The organism is 'Nostoc azollae' 0708, from assembly GCF_000196515.1.
Classification (GTDB): Bacteria; Cyanobacteriota; Cyanobacteriia; order Cyanobacteriales; family Nostocaceae; genus Trichormus_B; species Trichormus_B azollae.
In genome coordinates this window covers 3,383,259-3,406,154 of record NC_014248.1, presented here as the reverse complement: position 1 = coordinate 3,406,154, position 22,896 = coordinate 3,383,259, and the positions used below count along the sequence as shown (strand labels likewise).

The following is a 22,896-nucleotide window of genomic DNA, read 5'->3' as shown; positions in this document are numbered from 1 at the left end:
CTTTGATAGTACCAATTTGGCGAGATAGTATTACCTATTTCACCAATGCTGGCCCTAATAGTTTTTCTAGAATCTGGCTGCTGAGGGCATCAACTTGCTGCTCTAAGGTAGCCATAGCTGCTTGCTTTTGCTGCTCTATTTCTTTAGCAGCTTGTTCTCGTTGAGCTTGTGCTTCTTGTTGAGCTTGGGCTATTTTCTGTGCCTTAATTTTCTTAGCTTCAGCCTGAGCAGTTTCCATTGTCAGTTGCGACTGTCTAAGGGCTGATGCTAGTTTTTGCTCATACTCTTGGGTTAAGCGTTCAGCTTTCGCCAAGTGTTCACGAGCATCAAGGTTATTGGTACGGACATAATTATCACGATCATCCAATACCTTGGTCATAGGCTTGTAGAAAATTACATTCAACAAAGCTGCCAGCAACAGGAACTGCAATGCCATTAATGGCAAGGTAGCATCGAAATCAAACATTTCTCTCCTCTGGGGCTGGGATAGTAATTTTCAAAGGCTAGTAACATCATCCAGCCACTCCAAAAAATGCTCACAATTGCTCACATTTTTTCCTGCTTAATTCTGGCAGTATCAACACTATCCAGTCCACAGGTAGCAGTGATTTTTCTAGCGGCTAGCTGTAAATTATCGAAAAATTGCCAGTTGTAGAGGCGTGATTATGTCTAGCAAATTCTAGCTAAACATATCTCACGTCTCTACACTAACAAAACTTTTTAGGTCTTAGGCGAAGGGGTTAGCAAACAACAATACTAGCGCGATCACCAGACCGTAAATTGTCAGGGATTCCATGAATGCTAAGGTTAATAGTAGTGTGCCGCGAATTTTCCCTTCTGCTTCTGGCTGACGGGCAATACCTTCTACTGCTTGACCTGCTGCATTACCTTGACCAATACCAGGTCCAATTGCAGCTAAACCGATAGCGAGAGCAGCAGCTAGAACTGAAGCAGCTTGTACTAATGGATCCATGACGATTTTCCTTGCTTTAACTACAGAAATGACAAATGTACTTAACAACTAGATGTGTGTTTTTCACACTGCACTAGGTTCTCAAATCGCTGAGGCGATGTTTGGAGCAAGTTTGCTCGTCTGAACTGTGCGATCAACTGAGGGCGTTAATGCTCCTCATGTCCTTCTTCGCCGTGTCCCTCTAGTGCCTCATGAATATAAGCCCCTGCTAGGGTAGCAAATACCAGGGCTTGAATGGCGCTAGTAAATAAACCCAAAGCCATAACAGGTAAAGGTACAAAGAGAGGCACGAGCAGAACCAGGACCGCTACTACCAATTCATCCGCTAATATATTTCCAAATAGACGGAAGCTTAGGGAGAGGGGCTTGGTGAAGTCTTCGAGAATTGCGATTGGCAATAGTATGGGCGTTGGCTCTATATATTTCTTAAAGTAGCCTAAACCTTTTTTGCTAAATCCCGCGTAAAAATACGCTAAAGAGGTTAGCAATGCCAATGCCACTGTTGTATTGATGTCGTTGGTGGGGGCTGCTAGTTCACCTGCTGGCAGTTTGATCAACTTCCATGGTATGAGCGCACCTGACCAATTTGATACGAAGATAAACAAGAATAGCGTACCAATAAATGGTACCCAGGGACGATACTCTTTCTCTCCGAGTTGGTTTTTCGCTAGATCCCGAATAAATTCTAGGGCATATTCCATGAAATTTTGGATACCGCCGGGAATTTTCTGGACGTTTCTAGTGGCTGCTAGTGAGGCTATTACTAGGATACCAATCACAAACCATGAGGTGAGAAAAACTTGCCCATGTATTTTGAGACTGCCCAGTTGCCACAAGAAGTGTTGACCTACTTCCAATTCGGCGAGGGGAAAAGCATTAAAGGCGTTTAAGACACTAAGCATGGGCATTCTTCAAGATTTTTCCCCAGAAATCGAGGATTGGAGGATTGTCTGGAGTGAGCCTGAGTTTTAAGTTTCAGGAATGAATACAGTTTGCACCATATAGATGAGGAGGGTAACTTTGTAGGTGAGAAATCCCAAGAATATAGGCAAAATATGTAGCTGATGCCATTGACTCGCCAATATAATCGGTATAATTATCAGGGCAAAACGATTTTTGCTCAGACTTTGTTTTTCGCCACCAAGCCTCTCAACATCTTTAGCCAGCATTTTTAAGTAAACCACACCTGTACAAGCCCCAATAAAATAATTGAGGGCAATGTTTAAGGAATGAAAAATCCACACAGAGATAAAAAGAATCCCCGTCAACACAAGTGTGATTACTAACAACTTCTGATAGAGTTGATAGAACTCTTGCATAGATATGTCATCTGGTTCTGTATCTTCAAAACCAGATGAAACATCTTGTTGTGTTGTCTGATTGGGCGCAATTGATTCGTCTGACAAGCTCACAGGACTTGAAACTAGTACAGCTAAATATGGTGACTGCACATTCAGTCAGCTGAATCATATCACGATCCGGTAACAATACTTTAGGAAAAAACAATTAACTTATTTTTAGTCATTGGTGATTGGGCATTGGTAAAGAAATTTCTCCTCTGCTTCCTCTGCTTCCCCTACACCCTCTCGCTGGGTGTTAATAAGAGTAGTTGTTGTTTGAGGAGGTTTCTTACTCCGTTTAAGTCTAGCTCAACTTGGGCTAAAATGTTGGCCAATGTGGCAGAACCATTACATTTTTGCATAAAGTCAAATTCGGCTGGTGATAGGTTAACTATTTGGTAATCATAGTTAAATAAACATTGACTGGGAAATCCATCTATGCAGGGGTTAAGTTCGGGTACTGCTGCTAATAAGCTGTTATCGTTTGACCAGTTGGTTTTGGTAATGGGGGGACGACCGAGAAAAAATTCGTAATGGCTTACTTCTGGATTTAGTAATTCTATCAGTCGATAACGTTCTCTTTCGCTCAATTCTCCAGCTCGTTCTATTAATTCCGGTGCTTTAGCTAAGAGTGTTTCTAATTGCCAAAATCCAGGATTGGAGAAACTAATAAACTCTAACCCGGAAGCATCAATTAATTGAAATAATGTATCAATATTGTAATCAGTTTCCTGGGGATGCACGTACATATCAGCAAAACATTCATCCTGCTGGTTTTCTAATGCCCAACGTTCTTTTTCTCTTTTGACAATGCGGTTGCTTTCTGGTAGGGAAGCGAATATTTTTCTACCGACTTGGACACCATCGTGATAGTCGCCTTTTATATTACCTTGGAGGAGTGCAATCGCTTTTTGAATGAGTTGAATTTCCCAGCGTCCCAATTCTCCATACACAAAAATGTGCATTAATCCATCGGTAGCTAACTTTTTAGCTAATGCTTGGATACCACGTACGGGGTCAGGTAAGTGATGCAATACACCAACACAGTTAATTAAATCAAATTTACCTGGTATCTGTTCAACATCATATATACTCAGGTGATGAAATTCTACACGGTCAGCACCAGAACTTTGACAACGTTTCTTTGCTACTTCTAGCGTACCAGCACTTAAATCAATTCCGACTATCTGTGCGTGGGGGTTGAGATGTACTAAATATTCTGTTGAGACTCCTGAACCACAACCAGCGTCTAAGATGCGGACATCTTGTTTTTGTGGTTTTCTACCTGTGCAGAAGTTGTATGCGGCTAACCAATTCCAACGCCAATTATATCCTGGTGGTGGTTCATCAAGGATAGGTTCTGGGGGGTATGGATAGGTGTCGTAGAGTTTTGCAACAGCAGCACTTACTTGGGAGTCGGACATGATCAAGATTAACGCAGCATTTTTGAGTTTAGCTGATGACGGGAATTAGGGCAAAGATTGACCATATAAATTCTCTACATTCGTAGTGGTTTACTGTAAATACTTCTTGTACATAAATGTATTTATTGCTTGCAAGTTAAGCGCTTCTATGGCGCTTAACTTGCATTATCCATGAACGAGTAGTATCTAAATTAAATATTTAGGATCCAATTTTGATTAACCAGGAGCATTAATCATGCCAGTAAGACTGCCTGAGTTTGTGGAAAACCCTGAAAAGAAAATCGTTGTCCTGTAATTCTTCTGTTGGATACTTCTGGTTGAATGTCAGGGCAACCTATACAGGAGTGAAATACACGAAGGGAAATACAGACTCTACCACGATATTCTTTTAACTTGGTTAATTCCATAGCATTCAGCCCAAATGCTCAAACCCTTGCTAGTGGTAGTTATGACGGGACTATCAAGATTTGGCGGATATGATGACGTGAAAAATGTATCTATCTAATTTAACTAAATCTAATTTAACTAAATATTTATTTATAATAGCCATCAATTGTATTAACATGACAAAAACAATATCCAAAAAAAAGCTCCTGTACTTGTATAGATTCAGCTAAGGGTAGATAAAATTAGAGAAAGTAGGTAGACACAAATAAACATAACTATGTAACAAAATGTAAACTACCTGAAACCCTTGGGATTGCTTGATTCCCCTTTGCTGCATTCGCCATGACATAGTTATAAATTTTTCCGCCCACCTACTTATTTATAATGAATGGAATACAGCAAGTTGACATTAATCAATTACCTCCAGAAGTTCAAACTACTATCAATCTTATTTGCATAGGCGGTCTCTAGCCTCATAGTAAAGATGGCATTGTGTTTAAAAACCTTGAAGGATTATTGCCACCACAACCTCGAGGATATTATAAAGAATACACAGTACCCACTCCCGGGGTAACAGAGAGAGGTAGTCGTCGCCTCATTACTGGACAAAATGGCGAAATTTACTATACAGTAAATCACTTAGCTTTCAAGAAGTCATCTAGTAGTTGTAATAAGTAAGGAATATTATGAATAATTTTTTCAATGTTTTATCAACAGATATTAAATCAAACATCCGCCAAGCAATCGAACAAATAGCCGCAGAACCAGGAACAAAAGTTTTTGACCTGGATGGTTAAGAAAATCAATAGCAAAGAAACATTTTTAAAACAAGCTGCTGAAGCAATGGAATTTCCTCAATACTTCGGCAATAACTGGGATGCTTTTGATGAATGTATTACCGATTTAAGATGGTGTCAGGCTCAAAGATATGTCATATTTTATGATCATGCTGATATCTTTGCTCAAGCTGAACCGAGCCAGTACCAAATAGGGATATTTTAAATTCAGAGAAAGAATACTGGGAAGATAATAATATTGCTCTTAAGTTTTTACAGATAAACCAATAGGTAAAATTAATGTTGCACTATTTGTGGTGTGGATTGTTTTTTGTAGTTGTCTGAATCAGGATATCCTGAATTTAAGGATGTAAAGGATTGTTATTTATAGATTGTTTGTGAATATTTAATGATGAGTTATTTTAAAGAATAGAACTCCATCAAAAAACATCCTGTAAATCCTCTGATCCTATAAATCCTGAATACTTAAAGTAAGGATTCCCTTTCTTCCTTCATAATTAAAATATGAATCACTATAAATAACTAAACAGGAGTAAACAAATTATTAATAATTAACCGCAAATAATACTAGGAGAAGGAACTGTACGAACTTATGGAGACTTACTGAAAAAGGTACGTAGAGGTGATAACCTCACACCTCATCATATACCTGCGGATGCTTTTATGAAAGATGAAGTTCCAGGTTATAAAACAGAGCAAAGACTTGCCATCATGATGCAACATTTATCACCAGGAAAAGGAGGTCCTCATCGGCAAACTATTTCTTATGGTAAACGTCCTAACTTAAACTTATCACCTAGAGAAGCATGAGCACAAAAAATTTGTGATGTCCGTTCTATTTATGTTTCTCAAGGTTTGTATAATAGAGAAATCAGAGAGAGTTTACAAGCATTAATCAGACTGAATAAGGTAATTTTGCAATCTATTTTCGTTAAAGGAGGTAAAAACCATGAATCAAAATAATTTCACGACAATCTTAACAGAAAATTGCCTAATGCAAACAGAAGAACAAGTTAGAAATTTTGAAAATGCTTTAACTGCAATAGCTAAAAATCCTGATGAAAATAATTTATCTGCATATCATCTGACTTTAGAGGGTCAATGTCAAGAGCCAGAAGTGATGTTTGGGTTAATTCACTTCCTGGAATATTTTGATATGAAAACCCAAATTTCAGCATTTATTCATGTTATTCCCCAACTAATAATAACTGCACCTGAATGGACAAGAATCATTCATAACCGAATTTTAAATCATGAATCAGCTTGTCAAGTTTATCAAAACCTATTACATTCAGCTAATTTAAACTCTCCTCATTTCCTCTATCATCTTTTGGAAGAAAGTATTATGAATAAATTGCAAGTGAAAGAAAGTGTATTAACGTAATGTGATAATTTGGAGCTTAGACTCCAATCTTATAGACGGAAATTATGCACTTTCTCAAAAACCTTCCAATTAAGAGTAACTGAAATACCATTAACTGATATAGCAGCAATGGGTAAATCTTAAGTACCAACGCGAATATTTTGCTTGACTAATTCAGTGGAAATATTACCAGCAGCTTCGCTCGCTAAGTTACAGTAAATTAACAGTTCCTAAGAAGTCTAAATTAGCGTAGAAATTTGCATAAGCTAATACTAATTAATCCGATGATCAGGCATTTGTAATTACATTGAACCTACCAGATAATTGTTCTTTAGCAGTAATTAATCATAGTATATTTATGGCAACTTATTCAAATTTAAAGTTGTCTTTATTAAGACACTGTAACACAAATGCATGTCTATGTTGAAAGAGAGAAAAATGATCTGTATCAAGTATCCATAAGCTCATTATATATATCTCCTCACTTTCAATTTATTGCTAATCTTCCTCCATCGCTGCATCTAATTCACGACGATATTCTGCTATATATTGCTGTACTTTATCAAAATGTGGATTATCCTCAAGCATTCCTGCAAACTTCATCCAATGATTTCCTGTTTTCACTGCTTCAATTTATAAAGTCATAATCCTAGCATTTCCTAAACGCACTTGGAAAATCTGATCTAATGCTTCTATTGCTTCCGTTTCTGTATTTCCTATACCTTGACATTCTGGTAAACTTAATAATGCCGCTTTCAAAGTGCGATCTGTTTGACTTTTAATTAATAGGTCATAAGTTGATTTAGCTGCAATTTTCACGGAAGATTAGGGATAAGAACTTCTAAGGGTTAAAATGATAATATAGCCACCTTTTTAGTTGCATTTTAATAATTATAAACTTAATCATAAATTACCAGCAGTAAAGTAGATTTTTTGTGGTTCTCAGAATCAGGATGCGCAGGATTTAAGTATATACAGTATTGTAATTCTTATATCTTATGTGCTATGCTTTAAATTTAAATATTCATAAAATAATGCTACAAGATGAATTTGAACATTTACCAAAGCAGGAAAATATGGCTAATTTAGCAAAGTTAGAGTAAGAAATTAAACAGATTGTTAAAATAGTAACTTTGTTAAAGTAGTAAATACAAGCTGTTTATGGGAGAAATAGCCATGACAGTTATAACTCCTAAAAGGATGACTTTTGAGGAATTTCTTCAATTTGATAACGGTACGGATAATTTATATGAGTTGGAGAACGGAGAATTAATTCGTATGCCTTTAGAAAGTGAGCCAAATCGTCGACGATGTTTTTAGTTGCCTATTTTCTGAAATTAGGTATCCCATTTTACCGCTTGAGTATAAAAATAGAAATGGCTGTATATAGTCGGCAGGTGGCGTGCATCTTCTTGACTTGGTGGTGTTTTCTGAAGAATTAGCTCAGGTCATGACAGGTGCTACATGCTCTCTAATTTTAATGGATATGCCGCCACGTTTCTTAGTGGTTGAGGTAGTAAGTCCCAATCAGGAAAATCGGGATTATCGTTACAAGCGTTCTGAGTATGCAGCGCGGGGAATTGCTGAGTATTGGATTTTAGATCCGATTCAGCAAAAAGTGACGGTTTTGGAGTGGGTTGAAGGTTTTTATGAGGAGTAGGTTTTGTCAGGTGATCAAGTGATTTCTTCTCCTTTATTTCCTGATATGAAGTTAACTGTGACTAAGGTTTTACAAGGATAAAATGTTATGAAAATTAAGGATGTAGAAGATTGTATTTTATCTATCGTCTTGAATATTTCATGATGCTTTAAAAAAAGATCTCCATGATTTCTAAAAACTATATTTCATCAAAAAACATCCTGTTCGTGTAGGGTGGCGTTAGCGATAAATCCTTGAGACCTGGAAATCCTGATTCTGACATTTTTTATTTATATGAATTAAGATATAGTCCAATATTCTCAATACAAAACCTAATCACCTCATCAGAACTTAACCAGACTATTCGCTTGCAATAAGATACCCCAGTTCTTAAATGAGTTGGGGAGCTTTTAACTTTTATAAATTCAAAGTATAAAGTATAGAGTATAGAGTATTAATTATTAATTAAGAATTATAGATTTAGATTATAAATTATGGTCGTCTCCACAATGTATGTAAATCCTGTTACAGGCAATGATGCTAATACTGGTTCTCGCCTGAGTTCTGAAAGAACTATCACTGCTGCTTTAAAGGCGACTCAATCATCGGCAATTATTCAGTTAGCACCGGGGACGTACAGCACTGCTAGTGGTGGGGTGTTTCCCCTGATTATTGGTCGGGGGATATTAGTGCTGGGTGGTGGGTAATGAAGCTAACAAGGGTCATTTAATTGTGATTATCTGGAAGTGGTGAGTATCAAAGTCCTACTTTTGGTCTACAAAATATTACATTATTGCTGCTAGGTGATGCAAGTTTGTTGGCTGTGACTGTAAGTAATCCTATTGCTAGGGGTACGGGGATTTGGATTGAATCGACAAGTCCGACTTTAGCAAATAATACTTTCAGTAAATGTGGGAGAGAAGGGATATTTGCAACTGGTAACGCTAAACCTGCAATTTTGGATAATCTGCTTGTGCACAATGTAGCCAGTGGGTTAATGATGGTACGTTATAGCAAAGGGGAAGTGTTGCGGAATGTATTTGAAAATAACCCTGTGGGGATAGCTGTTAGTGATTTTGCAGCCCCTCTGGGGGCTAATAATAAACTCACAAATAACCGAATAGTGCTCGGATTGTCTCCTGATGCTAGTCCTGTACTGCGACGCAATCTGATCAGCAAAAATATTCAAGGTGGTTTGTTGGTAAATGGTAATGCAAATCCTGACTTGGGTAAAGAACAAGACCCGGCTGATAATATTTTTCGCACTCAAGGTGAATTTGATGTCCAAAATTTATCTTCTCAAAACTTAATCTCTGTGCCTAATCAGTTGAATCCTACTCAGGTGAAGGGGTTGGTAGAATTTATTGCGGCTACAGCCGACACTCCCAGTCAAGTGGGAATTAGTACCAGTTTTTCTGATTTAGATGGACATTGGGCTGCTGCTTTTGCTGAGGTTTTGGTGAATAGAGGTTTTATTAGTGGCTTTCCTGATGGTACTTTTCAACCATCCACATCAATTACTCGCGCTCAATATGCTGCCTTAACTACCAAGACTTTTCAACTCCCTGATAGCAATAATTTAAATAAGTTTAAGGATGTGAGAACTGATTTTTGGGGTGCTGGTGCTATTGTAAATGCTGCTGATAGGGGTTTTTTGGGTCGTTTCCCTGATGGGACTTTCCGACCAGGACAAAATTTAACCAAGGTTTAGTCCATAGTATCTATTGTCAATGGGTTGAAATGTTCTGGCAATAATCCCAATGGGTTAAGAGTGTACCAAGACAGGGCCCAAATTCCCAGTTATGCTACCAATACAGTTACAATTGCTACCCAAATGCTGCTGGTAGTTAATTATCGACAATTAGAACCTTTAGAACCATTACGAGAAATCACCCGTGCGGAGGTAGCTCCTTTAATTTATCAGTCATTGGTGGCTAAAGGTGAAATAGAAGCCATACCTTCTGTTTATATTGTGAAACCAGATACAGATATTCCCTCATTTTCTGATTTAGTGGGACACTGGGCAGAACCTTTTATTCGGGCTTTGGTAAGCATGAATTTAACTCAAGGTTTTGCTGATGGTAGTTACCAACCAGATAAACCTATGACTCGCGCTCAATATGCAGCTTTCATAGCTGCTGCTTTTAACCCTGTGTCCAAACGTCAAGCCACAGAATTTACTGATGTAACATCAAATTTTTGGGCTGCTAAGGGGTGATTCAACAGGCTACTAGTGGGGGTTTTGTGGGCGGTTTTAGTGAGCGCACATTTCGTCTTCATCAGAATTTACAACGCCTACAGGTTATAGTTTCTCTTGTCAACGGACTGGGATTACCAACAGCTAGCACCGATTTGTTAAATGTCTATAGTGATAGAAAGTCTATTCCTGAATATGCTCGCATAGCGATCACTACTGCCAGACAATATAAAATGATCATCAATTATCCAGACTCCAAACTACTTGCAGCAACACTAGATGTCACAGGGGGAGAAGTTGCAGCTATGATTTATCAGGCACTAGTCGCTCTCCAGCGAGTCAAACCCATTAATATAGTTATCAGTTAACAGTAATCAATGGTTATTTTCTCCTACACTCCTGCTCTCTTGGTTTACCTTAAATTCCATACAAAAGTACATTTGTCAAGTGCGTAAGTTATACTATAATATTTTGCATATTAGCGATTGACAAGTAGAATAAAAAACACTGCCTATAAAATTTGCTGCTGCTGAACAAACATTCATGTAGCTAAAAAGACGTTAGGCTAGATGCGATGGGTGAGACATTTATACCTATTGCCTGGAACTAAAAGCCCCATGCTAACAACACCCCCAGATACCTCCGCCCAATTGGCCGTCAACTTATTAGTCCACTATAGTTTTGACCTCAATGGGTACAGTGCCAGTGAGTTAATTAACCGTTGGCGATATGATTACCCAATGAATTGGCTACATCTAGCAGTTATTGAAGCACTGTATCAAGGACGCTATAAAGCGATATCAGTACAACAAATATTAAACTTTTGGCTACGGCGAGGTGAGGTGATTTATCATTTCAACATGGAATTTGACCGCCTAATTTGCAGTAAGTTTCCAGCCAATTTAACCAAAATATCTCCCCCTGTTTTACCAGCAATACCGCAAGCGCAGCCAATTGAGCACCCGAAAAACCTTCAATTACTGCCTGCTCCAGGAGGTAATAATTACCGAGAGAGTCACATTGCATCCCGAACTCTGGCCAATGGAGAACGGGATAGTCGTGTTTTAACATCTCCTTCATTTAAAGTGGTAACAGATGTTAGCAAGCGACAGTTAGCAGCAACCGTCAGTCAAAAGCTGATTGCTCAAAAAAGCCTGGTTCCCGCTCAAATGCCAAAACTGCTGGCAGGAAATGCTAATAATCCGCCAATTGGCCAGTTTACTCCTCACAGGAGCGATCGCACTGAGTCATTCACATCCAAACTCAAAGCCATGACTGGTGAAGAAGCTGAATTTGCTGTGTGATGGGAGAGAGGAGGCAAAAGACAAAAGGCAGCAGTATGAATTTATTTTCCTCCCCTACACCCCCACATCCTTATACCCTTTTCTTCGTCCTAATCCAATTACAAGTTAATTCAATCGCTCGATGATAGCTCTCAAACCCCTGCTATTAAGAATTTGAACCATGTCGCTAGCTTTATTTTGAGTGCTAAAAACTCCTACTTGCATGACTGTGCGACTTTGTGAGACTTTAGCAAAAGCATCAGGGACTACAGAAAGCACTGTTTCCCGTTGTTGGTTGTTCGTGACTGGGACTACCACACGATAACGTGAACTCTGACGAGTGGTTGTATAAGGTTTGGATGGTACGACTACACTGGAATTACTATCAGTTCTAGGTGTGGAATTGGATGCTTGAGGAGCAATAAATTCAATTACTCCTGATTCCATCACTTCTCATTCAATTAGACCCTGTTCAATAACTCTGGGTTCAACTCCCACATAATTTAATACCGATGTATTGCTTTGAGAATTAGTTTTGGGAACAGAATTTTCTAGATTAGTTGGGGCTATTTTAGGGATGGGATTATTTTCAGGGGTATTGCTACGACTGGATAAAATCACTATAGACTGGTTGAAAGCTCTGGGGATATTGGGTTCTGCAAAAACTATCTGTCCTCCTGTGGGTATTTGCTGTGCAGAGACAGAATTAGTTGCAGAATTTCTAACAATTATTGCTTTTGTAGCGTTATTAATATCTACATTGCCGATGGATGATGCGATTTTTACATATGTTATTTCCACCAGCGAAAATTACCTGCTTGGCAGCTTTGGCGTTAATATCATAGCGCGAATTATTCCTAAATCGGTTGCCACCTGGCTCACTGGAATTGCCTAAATCTGGTATAGCTTGGTCAATTATGACCAAACCATCTTCTTTACTGCTTTGAATGAAATTTTTCCGTAAAATCGGGCTGGTATTTGCTTGAACGACAATTCCTGATCTGTTGTTGGAGATTTGATTACCAACAATTATAGGAGAAGCATTTTGAGCGAAGTTAATCGCAAAACCATTGTTTTGAAAGAGATTTTCCCAAATTTCGGGACAGGAATCAGCAGAAACGGTAATGCCATTTGCACCATTTTGATAAAAATAATTTTTGCTAATTGATAGGAGTGGCATTACCAGTGGTAGAAATGCCATCTTGGGTATTGCCAGTAAATCTATTTTTCTGAATCAAGAGATTAGCCGATTCAATCCATCAACCATAAGCAAGGCTGTTGGTCTTGGTGACTGTGACTCCGCTTAAACTGGCTAGGTTAGCACCGACAATAGCGACGTTTTGACGGACAAACCTGCGACTGAGGTATTCACCACCACCGATAATTTTGACGGTTCTGCCTTGGTTGCGAATACCTCCTTGAATAGCTACATTCTGTTTGAGGATGATGGGGAATACTTCGCCTGTTTTGGGGCTGTATGTACCTGGAGCAAGGATAATGAGAGTATTTGGTTGTGCTAGTTGCAAGGCTTTGGTAATTGTCTTTAAGGGAGCGATTTTACTACCGTTACTTTCTTGGTCATTGTCGATACTTGGGTTGACAAAGAAGATGTTAACCTGAGAAATTGTTCTGTCACTCTGGACTACTTTTGTTGATGTTGTGGGAATTTGAGCGATTGCACTGCTAATGTTGTTACTCCATAAGGCTGGAATTACTACCGCCAAACCTAAGGTCAAACATACAATTGGGGAAGGTGTAACTGAAAGTCTCTTAAATTCTGAGAAAATGAGTTTTTGAAACAGCATCTCTGCTTTACAGCTAGGAATAAAATTAAGAAGAGGCATAAACTATATGCAACTCCGGTAGCACACCAATCAGTAATGTTCTCAGACTTTCAGACCTCAATATGTCGATTATATTACCCGTAAAGCTGACCAAGTGGCTATTTTTCCTACAAATAAATTAGTAAATTTTAACTGTAGCAATCCTCAATGTAACGTGAATAAACTCAATTTCCAATGCCCAATGCCTAATATCCACACAACATAAGTGAAATAACAAATTAAATCGGATTGCTATATGTCAATTTTAATTAAACTCATAATGGGATTGTTTTAATGGTTACAGCCCATCATCAAGGACAAGAAACACAACAAGTGGTATACCGCATTCTGGATGCTAATTTGGATCGCGCTCGTGAAGGGTTGCGTATTATTGAAGAATGGTGTCGCTTTGGATTAAATGATGCCTCGTTAGCTGAAGCTTGTAAGCACTTACGTCAAGAGCTCGGTCGGTGGCATACCGCACAAATGAGGGCAGCACGAGATACACTTGGTGATCCTGGTACGGGTTTAACTCATCCTCAAGAGGAACAACGGGCTGATATCACATCTTTGTTACAAGCTAATTTTTGTCGTCTCCAAGAAGCACTGAGGGTTTTGGAGGAATATGGCAAACTGTATAACCCAAATATGGGGAGTGCTTTTAAGCAGATGCGTTATCAGGTTTATACTCTAGAAAGCACTTTGATGGGTTATCAACGTCATCAATTACTGGGGCAATCGCGTCTATATTTGGTAACATCGCCAGTAGATCATTTTTTGGAGACTGTGGAAGCAGCTCTCAAAGGCGGACTAATGCTGCTACAGTTTCGTGAAAAGACATCTGATGATCTGACTCATCTGGAAAGAGCCAGGAAACTCCAGCAACTATGTCACGATTATGGTGCTTTGTTTATCATCAATGACAGGGTAGATTTGGCGCTGGCTGTGGGTGCAGATGGAGTGCATTTAGGACAACAAGATATGCCGATCGCAGTTGCTAGGCAATTATTGGGTTCACAACGGTTAATTGGGCGGTCTACCACAAATCCCCAAGAGATGCAAGGGGCTATTGCGGAAGGTGCAGATTATATTGGTGTGGGTCCAGTCTATGAAACACCAACTAAAGTAGGTAAAGCCGCAGCAGGTTTGGAATATGTCAGATATGCGTCCAAAAATTGTCCAGTTCCTTGGTTTGCGATTGGGGGAATTGATGCGAGTAATATTAATGATGTGATTGATGCTGGAGGTCAAAGAGTAGCTGTAGTACGAGCGCTCATGCAAGCTGAACAACCTACATTAGTCACACAGTATTTTATTTCTCAGCTTTATCGGAAGTAGGTAGGGGACTGGGGACTGAGGACTGGGAAGATAGGAAAATTAATCAAATTTTGCTTATTCGCTATTTTGAATCTTGAATTGATTTATTATGAATTCTCAAATTAGTTTGCAAGTCAATGGGGAAATACAGAGTTGTGTATCCCAAACCTCTTTACCTCAACTACTTCAGCAGTTGGGTTTTAATCCTCGTTTGGTGGCGGTGGAATATAATGGTGAAATTTTACACCGTCAATTTTGGTCAGAAACTAAAATCGAAAATGGTGATCGCTTGGAAGTAGTTACTATTGTCGGAGGAGGATAGTCTTCTGTATATATTTAGACAGAGTTTCTGCGTAGTTATTATTCTCACCCATCAGCCTTAATGCGGTAGGATTTTTAGCGCAACTCAATAAAGTTCTAAAATAAAAAAGAAACGCAATCATTCATAACATTCATCAAAATCAATGGGAATATTCGGATTAGGTAAAAAACTGGCTATGATTTCACCTGAAAAAGCCTTACCAGGACGCACAAACAAGATGGCAGTACCGGCAAAACACTACGTTAACAGCAATCCTCTCAAACCGCCTTTTCCGGAAGGGATGGAAACAGCAATGTTTGGTTTAGGCTGTTTTTGGGGTGCAGAACGTAAATTCTGGCAACAACCAGCAGTTTACACCACTGCGGTTGGTTATGCTGCTGGTTACACACCCAACCCAACCTACAGAGAAGTATGCACAGGTTTAACGGGTCATAATGAAGCAGTGCTTGTGGTTTTTGACCCTAAGGTAATTAGTTATTCCCAAGTGTTAAAAGTTTTCTGGGAAAGTCATAATCCTACCCAAGGTATGCGTCAAGGTAATGACAGTGGTACTCAATACCGTTCGGGTATTTACGTTTATTCCCAAACTCAAAAGCAACAAGCAGAAGCATCACGGGACGCTTATCAACAAGCACTTAATGGTGCTGGTTATGGCAAAATTACCACGGAAATTTTAGATGCACCTGAGTTTTACTATGCTGAAGACTACCATCAGCAATATTTAGCCAAAAATCCTGGTGGATATTGTGGTTTAGGTGGTACTAATGTGGCTTGTCCCGTGGGAGTTTCGGTTAACAGTTAACAGTTATCAGTAGGAAAAGGCAATAGGCAATAAATAGGTTATTTTCTCCATCTACCCACGCTCCTATTACCTAATTATTTGCCTTTGAGCCTTTTGCCTTCTACTTGTAGATCGTGTTCTTTTACTAAAAAATACTCATGATTGTGATGATCCCTGCACTAGTCACAATGATTAAAAAACCCATGACTATAGATTGACCCAAGCTATTTGGTAATTTTGTATTATTCATTTCTCAGTAAAATGCTTATTATGTTTAACCTTAGGTTAAGCTTAACAGGATTTGTATAAAGGAATATATATCTATGCGAAATCAAGTAAAACTTAAAATTGCTTAAAAGAACTTAGTATACCCTTTATTGTTCTTTATAAAATTATCCCCGTATTAATACGCAATATCAATACTCATACTAATATAACTTGACTTGTTATAGTCAATCTCATTTTCATTATATTAAATGCATTTATTTGTACATGTATACGAGTAATCAGGGTTTACTGATGGCGTAGCTCGGACTTAAGCCATATAAACGGAGAGCCCGTATAAATCAAGAGTTTCAGGGGTTGAAAAGGTGAATAAGGTGCAAGGAATAAGCCTTGAAACCATCAAAAACCGATTGATTGCCTGCGGTACTAGGGAAGCCAAATACTTTCCCAGATTCGAGACTATTCTTACCTCCTTCTAATTCTCCCTCCTGACTCCTGACTCCTAGCCCTTAGGAAAAGACTTTTTCAGCAAACCCTAATTAATTATTTTTTAAGTCCGATTCTATGCAGCTTTATTTCAAATAATCATGATATCCGTAGAGAATCAATACCCTATTATCGACAGGGATAGGTGCCTTTATAGGGTAAGATAAAGCTTAATTAAGGTAAAAATATCTTTTCTAGGGAATCATCATGACAGTTTCCATAGCTTTTGACTTAGATCGCTTAAATCAACAATTTGAAACCGCAACACCCAAAGAAATCCTAGCTTGGTCTATTGAAAACGTCCCTATAGGACTGGTACAAACCAGCGCCTTTAACGTCGATGACTTGGTAATTACTCACATTCTCTATACTGAACTCAAACATCCAGTTCCTGTAATCTTTCTCGATACCTTATATCACTTTCCCCAAACCTTGGAACTTGTTGCTAAAGCTAAAGAAATCTATAACCTAGATTTGCAAACTTATAAAACTCCCGATTTAGACTCCCGCAAAGCCTTTGCAGCTAAGTATGGCGAAGCACTTTGGGATGAAGATATTACAAAATTCCACCAAATTACAAAAATTGAACCACTGCTACGGGGTCTACAAGAACTCAACACCACAGCTTGGATTACAGGCCGTCGCCGTGACCAAGCTGTTACCCGTGCGAATATGCCTATATTTGAATTAGATAATCTGGGAAGATTGAAAGTAAATCCTATCGCTGCTTCGACACGCAAGGATAGCTGGGGTTATGTAGCTGAACATGGAGTAATTTACAATCCTCTCCATGACCAAGGGTATCCTAGTATTGGTGATGAACCCATTACCACCAAAGTAGCTGATGGTGAAGACGAACGCGCTGGACGTTGGAGGGGAACTGCTAAAACTGAGTGTGGAATTCACATTTAGTTATTGGTCATGAACTCACAGTAGGGTGTGTTAGCGACAGCGTAACGCACCTTAATCTATATATTTTGTCAGAATCAGGAGGTGAAGGATTTGAGGATTGACAGGATGTTGTTTGAAAGTATGATGTTTTGAATTTTGATTGTCCATCTTTATCTGTGTTTATCTGCGTTCATCTACGGTCAATTATTCTTGATATTTTATTCCATGCAGCTTTATATTAATTTGGCATTACTGTTAGATTAGGAGTTTTAATCACAAGGGTAAAATTCTAATCTTTATGTTTTGCTTTATAGGTAACACCAAAACCACCAGCACCAATTTCTTCTTCTATTACATATTGCGGACTTTGTTTTAAGGGCTTTCCTGGCTGTAACATAGAAAGATGTATGAATAAATATGTCCGTAATTGTAACAAAATCGGGTGATTGAAAATCGCGGTTAATTCTAAATCAATAGACCTATTGCAAAATTGTTTATGTGGTATGATAGATAGAGAGATTTAGATCTTATGTATTTTTAGTGTTATTTGCCATCGCTAATTCAAACATAATCTTGTAACTCTAACTTTTGGCTACAACAAAGACAATCCACTTTTATAACATAAAATTAATTCTGTCAGAGGTATAATAACTAATGACTAATAACTAATCGCTAATAAGCACTGACTAATTATGATTAAAATTCTCCACCTTTCAGATATTCATATAGGAAGCGGTTTTTCCCAGGGACGCATTAATCCGGTGACGGGTTTGAATACGCGATTGGAAGATTTTGTTAATACTTTATCTTTGTGTATTGATCGAGCTTTAACAGATAATGTGGATATGGTGATATTTGGCGGTGATGCTTTTCCTGATGCTACACCACCACCTTATGTGCAAGAGGCTTTTGCTAGTCAATTTCGCCGTTTGGTAGATGCTGATATTCCGACGGTGCTGCTGGTTGGTAATCATGACTTACATTCCCAAGGTGTGGGAGGTGCAAGTTTAAATATTTACCGGACTTTGTGTGTACCAGGGTTTGTAGTCGGTGATAAGTTGACAACTCACCACATCCAAACCCGTAGCGGAATGGTGCAAGTAATTACACTTCCTTGGTTAACTCGTTCTGCCTTGATGACTCGCAAGGAAACTGCAGGTCTATCTATGGCTGATGTTAATCAAATGTTAACGGAACGGTTACAAGTGGTTTTAGAAGGGGAAATTCGCAAACTTGACCCAAATGTACCTACAGTACTGTTGGCGCATTTGATGGCTGATAATGCAACTTTAGGTGCGGAACGTTTGTTGGCTGTCGGTAAGGGTTTTACTTTACCTCTATCTTTGCTGACACGCCCTTGTTTTGATTATGTGGCTTTGGGTCATGTTCACCGACACCAGAATTTAAATAAATCCAATGACCCGCCGGTGATTTATCCGGGTAGTATTGAACGGGTGGATTTTAGTGAAGAGAAGGAAGATAAGGGTTATGTGATGGTGGAATTGGAACGGGGAAGTGTAGAGTGGGAATTTTGCTCCTTACCTGTTCGGACTTTTCGCACCATTGAGGTAGATTTATCTAAGAGTAATGATCCTCAAGCAGTATTATTTAAGGCTATCGCAAAACATGATCTGCAAGATACCGTAGTTCGACTGATTTACAAACTGGGATCGGAACAGTTAAATTTAATTGACAATTCCTCTGTCCATAGTGCTTTAAGTGCAGCGCATATATATACTATTCAACCAGAATTAGTTAGTCAGTTGGCTAAACCACGCATTCCGGAATTAAGTGCCAGCAGCAGTATTGACCCCATGGAAGCCTTAAAAACCTATTTAAATAATCGGGAAGACTTAAAAGACCTTGCCACATCTATGTTAGAAGCAGCACAGAATTTATTAGATGATGATGAGGAAATTTGGTCAATCTAGCAGGCCAGAACTAAAGATTAACAAATCAGAGTATACAAACTTTTCCCGCTTATTCACTCAATACCTTTGCCAATTTACAAGGGTTCAACGGATGTAGAAACATTGTGAATACGACCAAGAGAGGTAAGCTTGGCCAAAATTTGGGCTAATAAAATAGGCTCTGGTTATTCCGGAAGCATTTTTAACATTTCACAAACATATCGAAAACCACGACAGTAAGTCTTACGATCAACAATGCCAGAGCTAGCCCTCTCTTCATACTCTTTCTTTGGCTAAGGTATTGAGTGGTTGCTACCCAAATTCGATCATCCTTGAGTTTGCAAACGATTCTAGACACGACTGTGGAAGAGATACGCCCATTGTTGAATTGTGAGCGCGTCAATATTTGGCAATTAGATGCCAATGGGAAAGTAATCACTGTGGCTGAGTCCACAAACTCGGCTCTGTCTCTGCTAGCACAACAAATTCAAGAACAATGTTTTCGGCAACAGCTAGTTTAGATGTATCGCCAAGGAAAGATTCGTATTGTGTCAGATATCTACACAACTGAAATGTCAGACTGTCACTGCGATATGTTGATTAACCTCCAGATTCGTGCCAAGATTTTGATGCCGCTTCTATGTCGTGATGAACTGTGGAGCTTTCTCAAAGTCACCGAAAGCCAGCATCCTCCTCAGTATCAAGAATCAGAAATTGAACTATTGCAACTGTTAACAATACAACTGGCGATCGCTCTTTAGCAAGCTACCACCCACCAAAAATTACAGCAAGAACTAAGAGAACGAACGCCAACGGGCTGAATTAACACTGCAAAAATGGGTAGCAGGAACCGCCACAGTGACTGGAGATGACTTTTTTCCCGCCTTGGTGCCACATATTGCCGAAGCCTTGGATGTTAGCTATGCGCGATCTTCACCGAACTAGTGGTATGTCAAGCTAAAAATTGTGAGTTTGAGGGAAAAGAGAGAGGCTATTCACTCTAAACCTCACCATATATCCTGATAACTGACCATGCTCAAGAACTATATTGTCCTCCCCAGTGCCCAGTCCAGTCTCTAACGATAGTTTGTAAATTGTAAAGCGACAGGAAAATCTTCTTGCTTCAGCCGCTGAATCACAGTTTGTAGATCATCTTTAGCTTTGGCAGTTACCCGCATAGTATCACCTTGAATTGAAGCTTGCACCTTTTTGAATTCCTCACGAATTAATTTAGAAATTTGTTTGGCAATTTCTTGGCTGATGCCTTTTTTGAGGGTAATTTCTTGACGGACCCGATTGCCACTGGCAGATTCAACTTTGCCAAAATCAAGGATTTTTTGGGAGAGGTTACGTTTGGCTACTTTTTCTCGCAGTATGCTGTGTACAGCGTGTAAGGTCATATCACTATCGGTGCTGATAGTAATACTTTTTTCGCCTAATTCGACAGTAGTTTGTGTATCTTTGAGATCATAACGGCTTTTGATATCTCGTACTACTTGATCAATAGCATTAACTAATTCTTGGTGGTCAAAGTCGCTCACAATGTCAAAAGAAAAAGTAGAAGCCATAGAAATTTTAGATATGAAATGTTGAATTTTGGAAGGGTTTATAGTTACTAAAAATATAGTCAAATATTTCTAGCTGTGAAGGGGTACTGAGTAATTTAGAAAAATCATTACCCAATACCCAATGGTAATTTCCCATCTCTATCATTAGCTATGTGGAGACTACGTTTCACTTTAGTCAAAGTAGAACAGTGTCACCACTTTTCTTTGTTCTTCTGCGTCTCCACAAGTTTGCAGCAGGGTGCCGCTATCGTGAAAAGCAAAGCAGATAAGTTGCTGACAACGGGAAACAATCTCCTTATTGCACAGGTAGCTGGCCTCGGCTAAAGACAGATGATCATTACTGGGATTTTCGACTAGATGCATGACCTGCTCTAGCTGCTGCCGTGATTCAGATGGCTGGCGTTCCAAGCTCTGAGGTAAGATTACTGTCAGCAAATTTGGGTCAGCCCGTGTGGCTCCCCTGATAGCAGCTGAATTAGTACCTGTAGCACCAGAAGTGATGACACGATTGCCCAATAAAACTAGGGCATAAGTCATCATTTCAATTAGATTTTGATGAGTAATTGGCACGTGACGCGAACCCAACAAGGCAATTCGTTTAGAACCTGTTTGCTGGATTGTCGCCAGTTCTTGCGCTAATGTATCAAGGTTGATGAGGTCTATTGACTGGCTCAAAGATGGAGGTGATCAGATTAAACGACCTAGATATTCTATCAAACAGCGTGTAGTTGAGAAGCCAACTAGAGTTACATATTGCTATGTTTTCTGGATTGAAACGTTAAGTAACAAAAAGTTTATTGATGGAAACGTTTCACTAAGTCCTTAGTATAAATCTTGAACGATTATTTGTAAGTAATTAGGTTGATTGTGCATATATTCTCACAAATCAACTCAGATGTAGGATTTACGCTGGCGATTAACTGGTAATCTGGGTCAGTAATAATACTAAGATACAGCTGCTGCTGGGTTTAATCCTAGTTGAGATAACAAACGGTTAATATCAAAATGTTCGGACATTAATTGGCAGATGCACTCTACTTTTAGAGGTTCGTGGACACGGACTTGTCCGAAAGTGCGATGAACAATCTCTACGGTGGTCAAGGTGTCGAGGTCAACAGACAAAATCGGGATTTCTAATTCTTCCGCACGATTGAGAATAAAGGCAGGAGGTGGTAATTGTCCGGTCAGGATCAGGCACTGGGTAGAGGTTTCTAAAGCTGCTTGCTGAATTTCTACGCGATCGCCTCCTGTAACTACTGCCTTATTGCGGCGTTTGCGGAAATATTTGACCGCCGCATTTACATTCATCGCCCCAATAGCTAGACTTTCCACCAATAAATCTAAGCGATCACTCCGACACAAAACTTCTGCTCCTAACTGTTTTACCAGTTCTTCCACACTAACACTACGGAGTAAATCACTTTTAGGTAGCATTGCTAGTACAGGAATACCCTGTTGTTCCAAAAATGGACGTAAGAGACTATTACCAGCTTCTAATTGTTCGGTGGGAACTTCATTGATCACAACACCAATCAAGCGTTGGCGTTGCCTCCCACAGGCATCGTCTATCTGTTTTTTGGCAGACAATAGCGCTTCAACGGAGAGCAATGATCCGTACCTATGTACTAACAGCACAGCAGTGTCTAAGACTTGAGCAACTTGCAGCAAAGACAAGCCGAACAAATTACCTTCTGCTAAATTACCACCCCCCTCTAACAGCATCAAATCACCTCTTGGTACTTCTAAATAATGCTGTATTAGTGACTGCTGATAATTAGTTTGATCTTCTCCTCGTAACCGTTTTTGGACTCTGACCTCATCCAACGCCAACAAAGTCGGTGCCACGTGGTTTTCCGACAGTTTGAGGTTTTGAGTAATGAACTGGACATCTTCTTCGACTAAAGTCCCATCAGCATTGTGCAAACAAGTTCCCAGTGGTTTACCGTAGGCTATATCCAGTCCTTTCTGCTTTAGCTGATCAGACAAACCTAGAACTGTTGCGGATTTACCACTGTAAGTCTCTATTGATCCAATCAGCAAATATTTAAAAGATGTTGGCACGCCATGCACTCCTAATTTCAAAAGTCTGTTGAACCCAGCTAGGTGTTTCCTAATTTTAGCTGAAGCAGCAGAAATTGCTTCTGTGGGGATTGGGGATTGGGGATTGGGG

At 39.2% G+C, this 22,896-nt stretch carries 27 protein-coding genes and 4 pseudogenes; 14 read left to right on the top strand and 17 right to left on the bottom strand.

The features are described from left to right. Nucleotides 1-34 precede the first annotated feature (34 nt). The 6 genes from AAZO_RS15820 to AAZO_RS35480 all read right to left on the bottom strand — a co-directional run bounded on the left by AAZO_RS15820 (nucleotide 35) and on the right by AAZO_RS35480 (nucleotide 4,144). Nucleotides 35-466 (bottom strand): F0F1 ATP synthase subunit B', encoded by a 432-nt coding sequence (locus AAZO_RS15820; RefSeq protein ID WP_013192017.1) that lies wholly within the window; start codon nucleotides 464-466, stop codon nucleotides 35-37. A 261-nt stretch (nucleotides 467-727) separates the two neighbouring features. After that, entirely contained in the window at nucleotides 728-973 is a 246-nt protein-coding gene (gene atpE, locus AAZO_RS15815; RefSeq protein WP_013192016.1) for an ATP synthase F0 subunit C, read from the bottom strand. A gap of 146 nt (nucleotides 974-1,119) precedes the next feature. Then, nucleotides 1,120-1,881 (bottom strand): F0F1 ATP synthase subunit A, encoded by a 762-nt coding sequence (gene atpB / locus AAZO_RS15810; protein ID WP_013192015.1) that lies wholly within the window; start codon nucleotides 1,879-1,881, stop codon nucleotides 1,120-1,122. A gap of 60 nt (nucleotides 1,882-1,941) precedes the next feature. After that, on the bottom strand, nucleotides 1,942-2,385 hold the full coding sequence (locus AAZO_RS15805) for an ATP synthase subunit I (protein WP_041643270.1): 444 nt from the start codon (nucleotides 2,383-2,385) through the stop codon (nucleotides 1,942-1,944). A gap of 164 nt (nucleotides 2,386-2,549) precedes the next feature. Continuing rightward, the gene (locus AAZO_RS15800; protein ID WP_013192013.1) at nucleotides 2,550-3,737 is read right to left on the bottom strand and encodes a class I SAM-dependent methyltransferase; all 1,188 of its coding nucleotides are present in this window, start codon (nucleotides 3,735-3,737) and stop codon (nucleotides 2,550-2,552) included. Between the two features lie 233 nt (nucleotides 3,738-3,970). Next, a complete protein-coding gene (locus AAZO_RS35480; protein ID WP_187289499.1) occupies nucleotides 3,971-4,144 on the bottom strand; it encodes a hypothetical protein in 174 nt (57 codons plus the stop codon). On the opposite strand from AAZO_RS35480, the gene AAZO_RS30850 reads away from it, so the two are divergent. From AAZO_RS30850 to AAZO_RS15785, 5 genes are all read left to right on the top strand, one after another. Beyond that, nucleotides 4,131-4,217 (top strand): WD40 repeat domain-containing protein, encoded by an 87-nt coding sequence (locus tag AAZO_RS30850; RefSeq protein ID WP_228371727.1) that lies wholly within the window; start codon nucleotides 4,131-4,133, stop codon nucleotides 4,215-4,217. The two genes, AAZO_RS35480 and AAZO_RS30850, sit on opposite strands and share 14 nt — an antisense overlap. A gap of 399 nt (nucleotides 4,218-4,616) precedes the next feature. Further along, nucleotides 4,617-4,802 carry a ribonuclease domain-containing protein gene (locus tag AAZO_RS43890; RefSeq protein WP_420807024.1) on the top strand — a complete coding sequence of 62 codons (186 nt, stop codon included), beginning with the start codon at nucleotides 4,617-4,619 and terminating at the stop codon, nucleotides 4,800-4,802. Nucleotides 4,803-4,913: 111 nt separating this feature from the next. After that, entirely contained in the window at nucleotides 4,914-5,126 is a 213-nt protein-coding gene (locus AAZO_RS15795; RefSeq protein WP_013192010.1) for a barstar family protein, read from the top strand. Between the two features lie 458 nt (nucleotides 5,127-5,584). Next, nucleotides 5,585-5,731: a hypothetical protein gene (locus AAZO_RS38695; RefSeq protein ID WP_228371232.1), complete on the top strand. Its 147-nt coding sequence runs from the start codon at nucleotides 5,585-5,587 to the stop codon at nucleotides 5,729-5,731. A 139-nt stretch (nucleotides 5,732-5,870) separates the two neighbouring features. After that, on the top strand, nucleotides 5,871-6,305 hold the full coding sequence (locus tag AAZO_RS15785; RefSeq protein WP_013192009.1) for an Imm30 family immunity protein: 435 nt from the start codon (nucleotides 5,871-5,873) through the stop codon (nucleotides 6,303-6,305). 477 nt (nucleotides 6,306-6,782) lie between these two features. On the opposite strand, the gene AAZO_RS41525 is transcribed toward AAZO_RS15785, so the two are convergent. Both AAZO_RS41525 and AAZO_RS34010 read right to left on the bottom strand, forming a co-directional pair. After that, nucleotides 6,783-6,908, bottom strand: coding sequence for a hypothetical protein (locus AAZO_RS41525; RefSeq protein ID WP_266885483.1), 126 nt, complete (start codon nucleotides 6,906-6,908; stop codon nucleotides 6,783-6,785). 9 nt (nucleotides 6,909-6,917) lie between these two features. Further along, entirely contained in the window at nucleotides 6,918-7,103 is a 186-nt protein-coding gene (locus tag AAZO_RS34010; protein WP_081462802.1) for a hypothetical protein, read from the bottom strand. Between the two features lie 357 nt (nucleotides 7,104-7,460). Here AAZO_RS34010 and AAZO_RS15775 point away from each other — a divergent pair. The 3 genes and pseudogenes from AAZO_RS15775 to AAZO_RS15765 all read left to right on the top strand — a co-directional run bounded on the left by AAZO_RS15775 (nucleotide 7,461) and on the right by AAZO_RS15765 (nucleotide 11,424). Beyond that, a pseudogene (locus tag AAZO_RS15775) lies at nucleotides 7,461-8,025 on the top strand (Uma2 family endonuclease). Nucleotides 8,026-8,417: 392 nt separating this feature from the next. Further along, nucleotides 8,418-10,488, top strand: a pseudogene (locus tag AAZO_RS15770) (DUF1565 domain-containing protein). Nucleotides 10,489-10,737: 249 nt separating this feature from the next. Continuing rightward, nucleotides 10,738-11,424 (top strand): hypothetical protein, encoded by a 687-nt coding sequence (locus AAZO_RS15765; RefSeq protein WP_041640985.1) that lies wholly within the window; start codon nucleotides 10,738-10,740, stop codon nucleotides 11,422-11,424. Nucleotides 11,425-11,529: 105 nt separating this feature from the next. Here the strand turns inward: AAZO_RS15765 and AAZO_RS38690 are convergent, their stop codons facing one another. The 4 genes from AAZO_RS38690 to AAZO_RS41515 are packed head-to-tail and all read right to left on the bottom strand — an operon-like array spanning nucleotide 11,530 to nucleotide 13,127. Continuing rightward, nucleotides 11,530-11,850 (bottom strand): hypothetical protein, encoded by a 321-nt coding sequence (locus tag AAZO_RS38690; RefSeq protein WP_013192005.1) that lies wholly within the window; start codon nucleotides 11,848-11,850, stop codon nucleotides 11,530-11,532. A gap of 6 nt (nucleotides 11,851-11,856) precedes the next feature. After that, the gene (locus tag AAZO_RS38685) at nucleotides 11,857-12,204 is read right to left on the bottom strand and encodes a hypothetical protein (RefSeq protein WP_013192004.1); all 348 of its coding nucleotides are present in this window, start codon (nucleotides 12,202-12,204) and stop codon (nucleotides 11,857-11,859) included. Further along, complete coding sequence (locus AAZO_RS41520; protein ID WP_049790759.1) at nucleotides 12,152-12,604, bottom strand: DUF1565 domain-containing protein; 453 nt, start codon at nucleotides 12,602-12,604, stop codon at nucleotides 12,152-12,154. The genes AAZO_RS38685 and AAZO_RS41520 overlap by 53 nt, the downstream gene beginning before the upstream one ends. Nucleotides 12,605-12,662: 58 nt before the next feature. After that, complete coding sequence (locus AAZO_RS41515) at nucleotides 12,663-13,127, bottom strand: DUF1565 domain-containing protein (RefSeq protein ID WP_266885474.1); 465 nt, start codon at nucleotides 13,125-13,127, stop codon at nucleotides 12,663-12,665. A gap of 393 nt (nucleotides 13,128-13,520) precedes the next feature. On the opposite strand from AAZO_RS41515, the gene AAZO_RS15750 reads away from it, so the two are divergent. The 4 genes from AAZO_RS15750 to cysH all read left to right on the top strand — a co-directional run bounded on the left by AAZO_RS15750 (nucleotide 13,521) and on the right by cysH (nucleotide 17,269). After that, nucleotides 13,521-14,564 carry a thiamine phosphate synthase gene (locus AAZO_RS15750; protein ID WP_013192003.1) on the top strand — a complete coding sequence of 348 codons (1,044 nt, stop codon included), beginning with the start codon at nucleotides 13,521-13,523 and terminating at the stop codon, nucleotides 14,562-14,564. Between the two features lie 88 nt (nucleotides 14,565-14,652). Beyond that, the gene (gene thiS, locus AAZO_RS15745; RefSeq protein ID WP_013192002.1) at nucleotides 14,653-14,865 is read left to right on the top strand and encodes a sulfur carrier protein ThiS; all 213 of its coding nucleotides are present in this window, start codon (nucleotides 14,653-14,655) and stop codon (nucleotides 14,863-14,865) included. Nucleotides 14,866-15,007: 142 nt separating this feature from the next. Beyond that, nucleotides 15,008-15,667 (top strand): peptide-methionine (S)-S-oxide reductase MsrA, encoded by a 660-nt coding sequence (gene msrA, locus AAZO_RS15740; RefSeq protein ID WP_013192001.1) that lies wholly within the window; start codon nucleotides 15,008-15,010, stop codon nucleotides 15,665-15,667. A gap of 897 nt (nucleotides 15,668-16,564) precedes the next feature. Further along, the gene (cysH, locus tag AAZO_RS15735) at nucleotides 16,565-17,269 is read left to right on the top strand and encodes a phosphoadenosine phosphosulfate reductase (RefSeq protein WP_013192000.1); all 705 of its coding nucleotides are present in this window, start codon (nucleotides 16,565-16,567) and stop codon (nucleotides 17,267-17,269) included. Between the two features lie 268 nt (nucleotides 17,270-17,537). Here cysH and AAZO_RS35475 read toward each other — a convergent pair whose 3' ends face one another. Then, nucleotides 17,538-17,684 (bottom strand): hypothetical protein, encoded by a 147-nt coding sequence (locus AAZO_RS35475; RefSeq protein WP_187289498.1) that lies wholly within the window; start codon nucleotides 17,682-17,684, stop codon nucleotides 17,538-17,540. Between the two features lie 256 nt (nucleotides 17,685-17,940). Between AAZO_RS35475 and sbcD the strand changes: the two genes are divergently transcribed. Further along, nucleotides 17,941-19,179 carry an exonuclease subunit SbcD gene (gene sbcD, locus AAZO_RS15730; RefSeq protein WP_013191998.1) on the top strand — a complete coding sequence of 413 codons (1,239 nt, stop codon included), beginning with the start codon at nucleotides 17,941-17,943 and terminating at the stop codon, nucleotides 19,177-19,179. Between the two features lie 74 nt (nucleotides 19,180-19,253). Here sbcD and AAZO_RS34005 read toward each other — a convergent pair. Next, nucleotides 19,254-19,418 (bottom strand): annotated as a pseudogene (locus tag AAZO_RS34005) (IS4 family transposase); the annotation flags it as partial. A 45-nt stretch (nucleotides 19,419-19,463) separates the two neighbouring features. Here AAZO_RS34005 and AAZO_RS34000 point away from each other — a divergent pair. Then, a pseudogene (locus AAZO_RS34000) lies at nucleotides 19,464-19,919 on the top strand (GAF domain-containing protein). 315 nt (nucleotides 19,920-20,234) lie between these two features. Here AAZO_RS34000 and AAZO_RS15715 read toward each other — a convergent pair. The 3 genes from AAZO_RS15715 to AAZO_RS15705 all read right to left on the bottom strand — a co-directional run bounded on the left by AAZO_RS15715 (nucleotide 20,235) and on the right by AAZO_RS15705 (nucleotide 22,787). Further along, nucleotides 20,235-20,726 (bottom strand): YajQ family cyclic di-GMP-binding protein, encoded by a 492-nt coding sequence (locus AAZO_RS15715; RefSeq protein WP_013191997.1) that lies wholly within the window; start codon nucleotides 20,724-20,726, stop codon nucleotides 20,235-20,237. 171 nt (nucleotides 20,727-20,897) lie between these two features. Beyond that, nucleotides 20,898-21,401: a hypothetical protein gene (locus AAZO_RS15710; RefSeq protein WP_013191995.1), complete on the bottom strand. Its 504-nt coding sequence runs from the start codon at nucleotides 21,399-21,401 to the stop codon at nucleotides 20,898-20,900. 270 nt (nucleotides 21,402-21,671) lie between these two features. Next, complete coding sequence (locus AAZO_RS15705; RefSeq protein WP_013191994.1) at nucleotides 21,672-22,787, bottom strand: phosphotransacetylase family protein; 1,116 nt, start codon at nucleotides 22,785-22,787, stop codon at nucleotides 21,672-21,674. Nucleotides 22,788-22,896: the final 109 nt, after the last annotated feature.